Annotated in this window: 11 protein-coding genes; 5 read left to right on the top strand and 6 right to left on the bottom strand. The window is 67.4% G+C overall.

Going from position 1 to position 11,450, the window contains the following annotated elements; genetic code table 11:
* Positions 1 to 3: 3 nt before the first annotated feature.
* Both QQA13_RS03085 and QQA13_RS03090 read right to left on the bottom strand, forming a co-directional pair.
* Complete coding sequence (locus tag QQA13_RS03085) at positions 4 to 426, bottom strand: DNA polymerase III subunit chi (protein ID WP_108472672.1); 423 nt, start codon at positions 424 to 426, stop codon at positions 4 to 6.
* Between the two features lie 22 nt (positions 427 to 448).
* Positions 449 to 1,936, bottom strand: coding sequence for a leucyl aminopeptidase (locus QQA13_RS03090; RefSeq protein WP_108472673.1), 1,488 nt, complete (start codon positions 1,934 to 1,936; stop codon positions 449 to 451).
* Positions 1,937 to 2,034: 98 nt separating this feature from the next.
* Here QQA13_RS03090 and lptF point away from each other — a divergent pair, with 98 nt between their 5' ends.
* From lptF to ltaE, 3 genes are all read left to right on the top strand, one after another.
* The gene (gene lptF / locus QQA13_RS03095; protein WP_108472674.1) at positions 2,035 to 3,150 is read left to right on the top strand and encodes an LPS export ABC transporter permease LptF; all 1,116 of its coding nucleotides are present in this window, start codon (positions 2,035 to 2,037) and stop codon (positions 3,148 to 3,150) included.
* Positions 3,147 to 4,247, top strand: a complete 1,101-nt coding sequence (gene lptG / locus QQA13_RS03100; RefSeq protein ID WP_108472675.1) for an LPS export ABC transporter permease LptG — start codon at positions 3,147 to 3,149, stop codon at positions 4,245 to 4,247. Before lptF ends, lptG begins: the two co-directional genes overlap by 4 nt.
* An 83-nt stretch (positions 4,248 to 4,330) precedes the next feature.
* A complete protein-coding gene (gene ltaE / locus QQA13_RS03105; RefSeq protein ID WP_108472676.1) occupies positions 4,331 to 5,350 on the top strand; it encodes a low-specificity L-threonine aldolase in 1,020 nt (339 codons plus the stop codon).
* Here the strand turns inward: ltaE and QQA13_RS03110 are convergent.
* From QQA13_RS03110 to QQA13_RS03120, 3 genes are all read right to left on the bottom strand, one after another.
* Positions 5,325 to 6,623, bottom strand: a complete 1,299-nt coding sequence (locus QQA13_RS03110; protein WP_108472677.1) for a polyhydroxyalkanoate depolymerase — start codon at positions 6,621 to 6,623, stop codon at positions 5,325 to 5,327. The genes ltaE and QQA13_RS03110 overlap by 26 nt on opposite strands.
* Positions 6,624 to 6,713: 90 nt before the next feature.
* Positions 6,714 to 7,481, bottom strand: coding sequence for a class I SAM-dependent methyltransferase (locus QQA13_RS03115; protein ID WP_108472678.1), 768 nt, complete (start codon positions 7,479 to 7,481; stop codon positions 6,714 to 6,716).
* A 193-nt stretch (positions 7,482 to 7,674) separates the two neighbouring features.
* The gene (locus tag QQA13_RS03120; protein ID WP_108472679.1) at positions 7,675 to 8,178 is read right to left on the bottom strand and encodes an RDD family protein; all 504 of its coding nucleotides are present in this window, start codon (positions 8,176 to 8,178) and stop codon (positions 7,675 to 7,677) included.
* Between the two features lie 50 nt (positions 8,179 to 8,228).
* Here QQA13_RS03120 and xerD point away from each other — a divergent pair, with 50 nt between their 5' ends.
* A complete protein-coding gene (gene xerD / locus QQA13_RS03125) occupies positions 8,229 to 9,146 on the top strand; it encodes a site-specific tyrosine recombinase XerD (RefSeq protein ID WP_108472805.1) in 918 nt (305 codons plus the stop codon).
* A 537-nt stretch (positions 9,147 to 9,683) separates the two neighbouring features.
* Here xerD and QQA13_RS03130 read toward each other — a convergent pair.
* Complete coding sequence (locus QQA13_RS03130; protein WP_108472680.1) at positions 9,684 to 10,358, bottom strand: Fe2+-dependent dioxygenase; 675 nt, start codon at positions 10,356 to 10,358, stop codon at positions 9,684 to 9,686.
* A gap of 226 nt (positions 10,359 to 10,584) precedes the next feature.
* Here QQA13_RS03130 and QQA13_RS03135 point away from each other — a divergent pair, with 226 nt between their 5' ends.
* The gene (locus QQA13_RS03135; protein WP_199909876.1) at positions 10,585 to 11,355 is read left to right on the top strand and encodes a DsbC family protein; all 771 of its coding nucleotides are present in this window, start codon (positions 10,585 to 10,587) and stop codon (positions 11,353 to 11,355) included.
* Positions 11,356 to 11,450 lie beyond the last annotated feature (95 nt).

Genomic DNA, 11,450 nt, shown 5'->3' on the forward strand with positions numbered 1-11,450 from the left:
GCGTCACATGTCGTATTTGTGCAGCTCGAAACCCAGTCGCTGGTATTCGCGCCAGCGCGTGCGCGAGCCGTCGCGTTCGGCGGGATCGGCGGCCACCACCTCCAGCACGCGCTGGTAGCGGCCGGCGGGGCAGGTCTCGCGCAGGTTGATCAGCAGCGGGCGGTCGGCGCTGTCGACGCCGGGCGGCACGATCAGCACCGCGACCTCGTCGTCGTCATCGTCGCCGGCCAGCTGGTGCGGGATCATCGCGTCGTCGTCGAATGCCCACAGCAGTTCGTCCAGCGCCTGCGCTTGGTCGTGGTCGCGGGTCAGGATCAGCGTCGGCTGCTGCCCCGCGAACGCCTTTTTCGCCAGCTCGCAGACGAGCAGCAGTGGCTGTTCGCGGAAGCGCGGCTTGTCGATCAGGTAGAAGTCGGCTCGGGGCATGGCGGTCGGCTCCGGGATGCGCTCAGCCAGCGCGATCCAGCAGCCACTGCGCCAGCAGTGCCACCGGACGGCCGGTGGCGAGGCCCTTGCGGCCTTCCTCCCAGGCAGTGCCGGCGATGTCCAGATGGGCCCAGCGCTGGCCGTCGGTGAAGCGCGACAGGAAGCAGCCGGCAGTGATCGCGCCGGCGCTCTTGCCGCCGATGTTGGCGACGTCGGCGAAGCCGGAGTCGAGCTGCGCCTGGTAGTCATCCCACAGCGGCAGGCGCCAGGCACGGTCGAGGGTTTCCTCGCCGGCGGCGAGCAGTTCGGCGGCGAGGTCGTCGTGCTTGCTCATCAGGCCGCTGGCGTGCTTGCCCAGCGCGATCACGCAGGCGCCGGTGAGCGTGGCGGCGTCGATCAGTGCCTGCGGCTGCCAGGTCTGCGCGGTGTAGGTCAGCGCATCGCACAGGATCAGCCGGCCTTCGGCGTCGGTGTTGAGCACTTCGATGGTGAGGCCGGACAGGCTGGTCAGCACGTCGCTGGGGCGATAGCTGTCGCCGTCGGGCATGTTCTCCACGGCCGGCACCACGCAGACCAGGTTGAGCTTCAGGCCCATCTTCACCGCGGCCACGAACGCGCCGAGCACGCCGGCGGCGCCGCCCATGTCGAACTTCATTTCCTCCATGCCGGCGCCGGGCTTCAGGCTGATGCCGCCGGAGTCGAAGGTGACGCCCTTGCCTACCAGCGCGTACGGCTTGTCGCCGTCGTTGCCGCCCTTGTATTCAAGCGCGATCAGGCGCGGCTTGTTGACCGAGCCGCGCGCCACCGCGAGCAGCGAGCCGAAGCCGAGCTTCGCCATCGCGGCCTCGTCGAGCACGTTGCAACTGACCTTGTCCTGCGCGTCGGCGAAGGCCTGCGCCTGCGCGGCGATGTACGCCGGGTTGCAGATGTTCGGCGGCAGGTTGGCCAGCTCGCGGGCGAAGTGCACGCCCTCGGCGATCGCCACCGCGTGGTCCAGCCCGCGCTGCGCGTCGGCTCCGGCGGCGAACGTCAGCGCGGCCAGCTCCGTCTGCTTGCTCTTGTCGCGCGGCTTGAACGTGGCGGTGTAACGGTACGCGGCGTGGTCGCAGGCCAGCGCGGCGATGCGTACGCGCCAGGCGCCGTCGCGGCCGGGCACGTCCACCTCGCTGAGGTAGGACACCGCGTTCGCCACCGGCAGGCGGCCGAGCGCGCGCGCGGCCTCGATGTTCACCTTCTGGTAGCGCGCCGCATCGAACGATTTCTGCGCGCCCAGGCCGACCACCAGTACGCGTTGTGCGGCGACGCCGGTCGGCGCGAACAGCAGCGTGGTGCTGCCGGCCTTGCCGCTGATGTCGCCGCTCTCCACCTGGCGCTTGATCATTCCACCGGCGGCACTGTCCAGCTGGGCAGCCGCACTGGTCAGCACGCCCTGTTCGTAAACGCCGACCAGCACGCAGGCGCTGTCGACGGTGGCGGGGGCGGTGGTGCCGAGGCTGAACTGGAGTGTCATCGGGGGTTCCTGCATGGGCCCGGCTTGCGGCCGGACAGGCTAGACTTGCGGTTTGCCGGCCGATCGGGCCGGGCCGTTCAAGCGGACAAGTTTATTGCATGCTGAGCATCCTCGACCGCTATTTCCTGCGCGAGCTGGCGCAGACCGTGGCTGCCACCGTGGTGGTGCTGCTGGTGGTCGTGGCCGGCAGCGCGTTCGCCAAGGTGCTGCAGCAGGTCGCCAACGGCAGCTTCCCGCCCAGCGTGATGTTCCAGGTGCTCGGCCTGCGCACGCTCGACGGACTCACCAACATGATGCCGCTGGCCAGTTTCGTCGGCGTGCTGCTGGGGCTGGGGCGGATGTACCGCGAGAGCGAGATGCACGTGCTGTCGTCCTCCGGCATGGGGCCGCGCGGGTTGCTGCGGCCGGTGCTGATGCTCGGCGCGGTGCTGGTGGCGATCACCACGCTGGTCTCGCTGTGGCTGGGGCCGTGGGCGGTGCGCACCAGCGACGCGCTGGTGGCGGAGGCGAACCGTTCGGTGATCGCGGCGGGCCTGGACGCAGGGCGTTTCACCGAGCTGCCCGGCAAGGGCGGCATCATCTTCGTCGACAGCCTCAGCCGCGACGGCAGCAAGCTGGGGCGCACGTTCGTGGCGACCCAGAGCGACAGCAAGGACGGCCCGCCGCACCTGAAAGTGGTCAGCGCAGCCAGCGGCGAGCTGTACCAGGAGAGCAACGGCGACGGCCGCTTCATCGCGTTCAAGGACGGCTGGCAGTACGACATTCCGCTGGGCCTGAACAACTGGCGGCAGATGCAGTACCAGCGCAACGACACCTCGCTGTCCAGCGTGCAGGCCAACGAAGACGACGATCCGGCACATTCGAAGAGCAGCTGGGCGCTGGCCCGGTCGGACGACCCGGACGACCGCGCCGAGTTGGCCTGGCGCGCCAACGCGCCGCCGCTGACCTTCGTGCTGCTGCTGCTGGCGCTGCCGCTGTCGCGGCAGAGTCCGCGCGAGCCGAAGTACGGTCGCCTGCTGCTGGCGGTGCTCACGTTCTATCTCTACTACACCCTGCTGGCGCTGGGCCGCGCGCAGATCGGCAAGGGCCACTGGCATAGCGAGGCGCCGCTGTGGGCGCTGCATGCGCTGGTGCTGGTGCTGGCCTTGTGGATGCTGTGGAAGCAGTATTCCCCGCGCAAGCTGCGGGTGCCGTCGCCGGGTGTGCCGGCATGACGGTGTTCAACATCAAGCGCGTCGACCGGCTGGTGGCGATGAGCGTGCTCGGCTCGCTGCTGATGGTGTGGCTGGTGCTGACCGGCTTCGATGCGGTGACCCAGCTGTTGCGCCAGCTCGGCAACGTCGGCAAGCACGGTTACACGCTGAGCAATGCGGTGGCCTACGTGCTGGTGACGTTTCCGCGCCGCGCCTACGAGATGTTCGGCAACGCCGCGCTGATCGGCGGCCTGCTCGGCCTGGGCGGGCTGGCCGGCACCGGCGAGCTCACCGCGCTGCGCGCGGCCGGCATGTCGCGGCTGCGCATCGCCGGCTCCGCGGTGGGCGTGGTCGCGGTGCTGATCGTCGGTGTGGTGATCATGGGCGAGACGCTGGCACCGTGGGGCGACCAGCAGGCGCAGACGATGCAGACGCGGGCGAAGCCCGGCAACCTCGGCATGAGCACCAGCAGCGGTCTGTGGGCGCGCGACGGCAATGACGTGATCAACGCCCGCGGCACCTCGCTGAAACTGCGCGATGGCGTCGGCACGGTGCAGCTCAGCGACGTGCGCGTGTTCACCTTCACCACTGACGGCAGGCTCGAGCGCTTCGTGTGGGCCAGGACTGCCGAGCACAACGGCCGGCAATGGGTGCTGCATGATGTCCGCGTCACCACGCTGGATGCGCAAGGCACCCATGCCAGCACCGCGGCCGCGCTGCCGTGGCCGTCCAGCCTCGATCCGCAGGTGCTGGCGCAATCGGTGATCCAGCCGCAATACCTTTCCATGCGCGACCTGCGCCGCAACATGGACTATCTGCAAGGCAACGGCCAGAGTCCGGGCACGTACGCGGTGGCATTCTGGGGGCGTGCGCTGTATCCGCTCAACGTGCTGGTGCTGGTGCTGTGCGCAATGCCGTTCGCGTTCGGCTCGCTGCGCTCCGGCGGCCTGGGCAAGCGCATGTTCATCGGCATCCTGCTCGCGCTGGGCTGGTACTTCCTGCAGCAGGCGATGGTGAATTTCGGCACCGTGTACGGCATGCCGCCGCTGCTGGCGAACCTGCTGCCGGCGCTGATCCTGGTGACGGCGGCCTGGCTGTATTTCCGTCGGCGCGTCTGAGCGCTTCGCGCCGGCACACATGCTTGCCCGGAACGCCCGATGCGGCCAAGCTGGCCTTCTTTGTCGACAGCAGGGGGTGAATCGTGGAATGGGTTGATCTGCGCAGCGACACAGTGACGCGTCCGACCGCGGCGATGCGCGCGGCGATGCTGGCGGCCGAGGTCGGCGACGACGTCTACGGCGAGGACCCCACGGTCAACGCATTGCAGCAGCGCCTCGCCGACGAGCTCGGTTTCGACGCCGGCCTGTTCGTGCCCAGCGGCACCCAGTCCAACCTGCTGGCGCTGATGAGCCACTGCGAACGCGGCGACGAATACCTGGTCGGCATGGACGCGCACACCTACAAGTTCGAGGGCGGCGGCGCGGCGGTGCTCGGCTCGATCCAGCCGCAGCCGATCGTGCAGGCGGCCGATGGCAGCCTGCCGCTGGAGCGCATCGAGGCGGCGATCAAGCCGGTCGACCCGCACTTCGCGCGCACCCGCGTGCTGGCGCTGGAGAACACCTGGCACGGCCGCACCCTGCCGCTGGACTATCTGCAGGCGGCCCATGACACGGCACGCGCGCACGGACTCGGCCTGCACCTGGATGGCGCGCGCCTGTTCAATGCCGCCGTTGCCTGCAACGTGCCGGCGCGCGAGATCGCGCGGCATTTCGACACGGTGTCGGTGTGCCTGTCCAAGGGCCTCGGCGCGCCGGTCGGTTCGGTGCTGCTCGGTTCGCACGCGCTGGTCGACAAGGCGCGCCGCTGGCGCAAGGTCACCGGTGGCGGCTGGCGCCAGGCCGGCATGCTCGCCGCGGCGGCCCAATACGCGCTGGATCACCACGTGGCGCGGCTGGCCGACGACCATCGCCGTGCGGCCTACCTGGCCGGCCGCCTGCGCGAGATCGTCGGTATCGACCTGCTCGGCCAGTACACCAACATGGTGTTCATCGACGTGCCCGCCGAGCGACTGCGCGAACTGGACGTCCATCTGCGCGAGGCCGGCATCCGCATCAGCATCGGCTACCTGCCCACGCTGCGCCTGGTGACCCATCTGGACATCGACGACGATGGCATCGAGCGCGTCGTCGCGGCGTTCAGCGCGTTTTTCGCGCGCGGCTGACCTTCGCCACGCTGCGCAAGTCTGCGGGGGCGGCGTCGAACTGGCGGATGAAGTCGCGCACCTGCGGGTAGACCGTCTCGCGCCAGCGGCGGCCGCTGAAGATGCCGTAATGGCCGGCGCCTTCGATCACCTTGTGTGCGCGGCGCTTGGCCGGGATGCTGCTGCACAGGTCGTGCGCGGCTTCGGTCTGGCCGAGGCCGGAGATGTCGTCCAGCTCACCCTCGATGGTGAGCAGGGCAGTGCGTTCAATCGCGGCGGGGTTCACCCGTTCGCCGGCCACGTCCCACAGGTCGCGTGGCAGCAGGAACTGCTGGAACACCTTGTCGATCGTGTCGAGGTAGAACCTGGCCGGCATGTCCAGCACGGCGTTGTATTCGTCGTAGAACTTGCGGTGCGATTCGGCGTCGTCGAGGTCGCCGCGCAGCAGGTCCTGGTAGAAATCCCAGTGCGAATTGAGGTGGCGGCCGGGGTTCATCGCGATGAACCCCGCGTGCTGCAGAAAGCCCGGATAGACCTCGCGGCCGTGGCCGGGGTAGTTCGGCGGCACGGTGTGGATCACGTTGCCCTTGAACCAGGACAGCGGCTGGGTAGTGGCCAGGTTGTTGACGCTGGTGGGACTGCAGCGCGGGTCGATCGGGCCGCCCATCATGGTCATGCTGCGCGGGGTGGCTTCGCCGCGTGCGGCCATCAGCGACACTGCCGCCAGCACCGGCACGGTCGGCTGGCAGACCGAGATCACGTGCAGCGTGGATGCGCCGATGTGGCGGATGAACGCCTCGACGTAGGCAATGTAGTCGTCAAGTCCGAACGTGCCGGCCGCGGCTGGCACCATGCGTGCATCGACCCAGTCGGTGATGTAGACCTTGTGGTCGCGCAGCAGCGTGCGCACGGTGTCGCGCAGCAGCGTGGCGTGGTGGCCGGACAGCGGCGCCACCACCAGCACCACCGGATCGTTCTTCATCTTCTCGATGGTGGACGGATCGTCGCTGAAGCGCTTGAAGCGCTTCAGCTGGCAGAACGGCTTGTCCAGCGCGACCCGTTCGATCACCGCGATCTCGTGCTCGTGCGCAGTGGCGGTGTGGATGCCGAACTCGGGCTTCTCGTAATCCTTGCCGAGGCGATGCATCAGCTCGTAGCCGGCGGCCATCCGCTGCACGCCGGGCATCTGCGCGAACGGACTGCTGGTGCCGTTGAGCATGCGCGCGCTGGCCTGCGCGAAGTGGCTCAACGGGCCGAGGAACGAGCGTTGCCATTCGTGGATCTGATAGAGCATCGGAAGTGGGCGAGCCGGAGACGAAGGCGCCATCTTAGCGCTGTTTGATCGCTGCGTGTTGCGACGCCGCAATCGCGGTGCCCTGTCCAATCAGTGACTTGGCGTTGCCACCGGACGGTAACGGCAGCGCAGCAACAGTTCGTCGACTCCGTCCGTATCGCCCAGACCCTCGCGCCATCGCAGCGGTTTCTGGAAGCGCAGGCCGAGCGGCATGAACACCCGGTTGTACCACCACATCGCGCGCTCGCGCCGGTGGGTGAGGTACCACTGGCCGAGTCCGAGCAGGCGCGAGGACTTCGGCTGCATGCCGTACACCGCGCTGCGTTCGATGGTGAAACCGTGCCGCGCGAGCAGCGCCACGATCCGCTCCGGTTCGTAGCGGCGGCAGTGGCCGACGAAGTCGTCGAACGCGGTCCATGCCGTTGGATGCAGCGGCACCGACAGCAGCACGCTGGCGCCGGGTGCGGCCACGCGCGCCAGTTCGGCCAGCGCGCCATCGTCGTCGGCGACGTGTTCGAGGATGTCGAGCGCGCAAACCAGGTCGAAGCTGTCGTCGCCGCATGGCAGGGCGCCGATCATGCCGTGTACCGCGTTGGCGCCGCTTGCCTGCAGGCGACGCAGCGCGGCATGGCTCAGATCGACGAAGCAGGTGCCGTGCAACGGCAGCCGTGGGCGCAGGCCGGGTGCCACCTCCAGCCGGCGCGGTGCGGCGTCGGCCAGTTCGCGCAGCAGCGGCCACGTGTTGAAACGTTCCGGCCCGATCAGTTTCGACTCTGACCACAGCGATTCGTAGAAGCCGCGGTTGGCGCGGATCAGTTCGGCGTTGCTGCGGCTTTCGGCAGGGTGCGATGCGGGCATCGGCGGATTGAAGCGTGGATGCGCTGAGCGAAGTGTGAAGCTCAGCGCTTGTGAAGAAAACCACTTCCTGTGGTTTTCTTCCGTCGCGAGTCCGGCACATGTCCGGACTCGCTCACGCGAATCAGGCACTTGCGTGCCCGATCCGCGCCCGGCCATCCATGGCCGGGCTTCGAGGTTGAAAAATCACAACCTCTCAGCCCAGCACGCGGATCTCGGTGCCGGCCGCGATGTCGTGCAGCGCGCGGCGGTGCGGGTCGAACAAAGCCACGGCGAACCAGCCGGCCCACACCGCCAGCAGCGTCCACAACGTCGCGCGCAATCCGGCCGCCGGCGCCAGCAGCAACAGCACCAGCGGCGCGGCGACCACCAGCACGCGGATCAGTGCCTGCTGCAGCGTAAGCGTGCCGCCGTCGTCGCGGGTGACCCGGATGCGCCACGGCCGCATGCCCAGCGTCTGCCCGCCGCGCCGCCACGAGCCGATGAAATACGCCGCCACCACCGCGCCCTGCAGCGCCTGGTACCACACCGGCACCACCGTCGTCGCGCCGGTGCGGATCAGGTTGCCGCCGGTGGCCAGCTGGCACAGCAGCCCCACCACCATCACGATCGCCACCACGATCAGCAGGTCGTAGACCAGCGCCAGCAGGCGGCGCCACAGCGGGCAGGGCGTGTCGGTGGTGGCAGGGTTCACGGGCATCGTGGCTCGGTCGCTTGCGTAGTGCGCGTGCAATGGCCAGCATCGTGCGCATGAGGAAGGAAGAAAACCGCGCCAGTATCGCCGAAGCCGACCGGCTGGGCATCAACGCGTTTGTGGAACGGGTCTGGTCGGAGGACGGCCTGGCCGACCGCACGCTGGAGGCCTACCGCCGCGACCTGGAGGCGCTGGCGCGCTGGCTCGCGGCGCGTGGACGCACCCTGCACACGGCACGGCGCGAGGACATCTCCGCCTACCACGGCGCGCAGCCGGCGGCGGTGCGCTCGATCGCGCGGCGGCAGTCGGCGTTCCGCCGCTACTACGCGTTACTCGCCCGCAGCGAGCCGGGTTTCGCCGATCCGACCCTGCTGATCGAACGCCCGAAGCTGCCGCGCAGTCTGCCCAAGGCGCTGGCCGAACGCGAGATCGAAGGCCTGCTCGACGCGCCCGACACCAGCACCACGCTGGGCCTGCGCGACCGCGCGATGCTGGAGCTGATGTACGCCTCCGGCCTGCGCGTGTCCGAACTGGTGGAGTTGCCGCTGGCCGCGCTGAATCCGCGCCAGGGCGTGCTGCGGGTCACCGGCAAGGGCGGCAAGGACCGGCTGGTGCCGGTCGGCGAGGAAGCACTGGCGCGCATCGGCGCCTACCTGGCCGAGGCGCGGCCGGCGCTGGCGAAAGGCCGCCAGCCGGCGGCGCTGTTCCTCAGCCAGCGCGGCGAAGGCATGACCCGGCAGATGTTCTGGACCCTGGTCAAGCGCTACGCGCTGAAAGTCGGCATCAACCCGAAACGCATCTCGCCGCACGTGCTGCGCCACTCCTTCGCCACCCACCTTCTCAACCACGGCGCCGACCTGCGCGCGCTGCAGATGCTGCTCGGCCACAGCTCGCTCAGCACTACACAGATCTACACGCTGGTGGCGAAAGAAGGCCTGAGGCGGCTGCATGCGCAGCATCATCCGCGGGGGTGAGTATGAGGATTAATCGAGTGAAAAAAATAGGTTACATTTTATTAGTCACGCTTTTACTCTTGACGGGAGTGTGCTCGGGGCAAGGAGTTGGTTCTCCGGTCGTTCGATTGACCTTGGTGCGATCTGGAAGTGATCTCGCTATCAAAATTGAAAACACCTCTGACGATTACGTGAGAATTAATAAAACACTTTCCATGGATCCGTTAGTTGGTGTTATTCATTTTGTGATCAGGGAAAGAGGTATCGAGAGAGAGCTCCAGAGCACAATTAATGCTGAGCCGCTAAGCGCAAATTCGTATCTTGATCTTCACCCAAGATGGTTTTACGGAGGGTCCTTCGACTTGAAGCTTATCCAGCATATGTATGGTGTGGTTGGTCCTTGCTACACTTTACAAGTTTACTACTTGGATCAGAATGCAAAAGAATTCATGGCATTTGATCAGAAGATCTCTTCGCTTCCAATAAAGATTTGCATTGGGCAGAATTCGAATTCAAAAGGATAAAATAGCTTGGTTCTCTAATGTCACGACCCGTGAATTACACCTCCGCCCACATGCGCAGCAGGTTCGCATGCGACTTGCTGATGGTGTCGAAGGTGGCGCTCTTGCCCTCGCGGCCGAAGATCTGCCGCTTGGCGTTGTCCAGGTCCCACAACAGCTCGCGCTTGCCAGCGTCGCGCACCTGGCTCTGCACCCAGATGATGGCGGCGTAACGTGCGCCCTGGGTGACCGGGGTGACGTGGTGCAGGGAGTTGGCCGGGTAGGCGATGGCGGAGCCGGCATCCAGCTTGAAGCCGTATTCCACGCCGTTGGTATCCACCACCAGGTCGCCGCCGGTGTAGCTGGTGGGGTCGGACAGGAACACCGTGATCGCCACGTCGGTGCGCACCGTGCTGCCCAGGCCGCCCATCACCGGGGCATCGACGTGCCGGCCGTATTGCATGCCGACGTCGTAACGGTTGAACAGGACCTGCGTCATCGCGGACGGCAGGATCGCCGCCTGCAGCATGGTGTTGCGCAGGAAGGCGCTGCGCACGATCTCCCGCAGCCGGGCCTGGCTTTCGGTGTTGATGTCGATCTGCAGGTTTTTCTTCACCTCGCGTGCCGACCAGCCGGCCGTGCTGGCGCCGTCGACGAACGGGGCGCCCTGGAGTTCGCTGCGTATCGTGCCGAGTTCCTCGGCGGTCAGTACGTTGGGGGCGCAAATGATCACGGGGATTCCGCCGGGCGATTCAGGTTGTCGGGAAAGGCCGCGTGCGGCCGGGCTGTACTGCCGGTCCGTTTCGGGCGGCGGTGTCGCGAAAATCTACCATCGAACCGGGGCGCCGATCATCGCTTTCTGCGGCATCGTGCACCCAATGGCGTTCAGCTGCCTGTGCGAGAATGCGTGTCTGCCACCGGCGAACGCGCCGGCCACGGATCGAACGAGGTTGGTGATGTTGAAGAAATTGTTGCTGGCGCTGTGCATCGGCGGACTTTCCCTGGCTGCCTGTGCTGCCGAAAACGATGCGACGCCGGCCGCCAGCGCGGCGGTAACGCCGGCGGCTCAGCAGATGGTGCGGCAGGCGATCCACAGCCTGGCGGCGAACGTGCAGGTCGATTCGATCGAGCCGGCGCCGATGCCGGGCTTCTATCAGGTGATCGCCGCCGGCCAGTTGCTCTACGTCAGCACCGATGGCAAGTACGCGATGCATGGCGACGTGATCGACCTGAGCCGCAAGCAGAACATCAGCGACGCCGCCTGGGCGCGTTTCCGCAAGGCCGAGCTGGCCAAGGTGCCGGCGTCCGATCGCATCGTGTTCGCGCCGGCGAACCCGAAGTACACGGTGACCGTGTTCACCGACGTGAACTGCGGCTTCTGCCGCGCACTGCACGAGCACGTGGCCGCGTTCAACAAGGAAGGCATCGCGGTGGAGTACCTGGCGTGGCCGCGCGAAGGCCTGGTGACCACCGCCGGCCGGCCCACGCCGACCTACGCCGAGATGGCCTCGGTGTGGTGCGCCAAGGACCGCAAGGCCGCGTTCACCGCCGCGAAGGATGGCCGTGCGCCGGCGCCGGCGACCTGCACCAACCCGGTCAAGGACCAGTTCAACCTGGGCGTGAAGCTGGGCGTCAGCGGCACCCCGACGATCTATGGGCCGGATGGGCGCGTGCTGGGTGGTTATGTGACCCCCGAGCAGCTGCTGCAGGCGCTGCAGCAGGGCGGCTGAGCTTCGCCTCCCGCTCCTGCGACCGAAGAAAGCCCCTTGAGCGGCAAGGCTGGGAACGGAACGTAAGGGCGGGGCTCCGGCCTTGGCTTATGCCG

Source organism: Rhodanobacter thiooxydans (assembly GCF_030291135.1).
GTDB classification, from domain to species: Bacteria; Pseudomonadota; Gammaproteobacteria; order Xanthomonadales; family Rhodanobacteraceae; genus Rhodanobacter; species Rhodanobacter thiooxydans_A.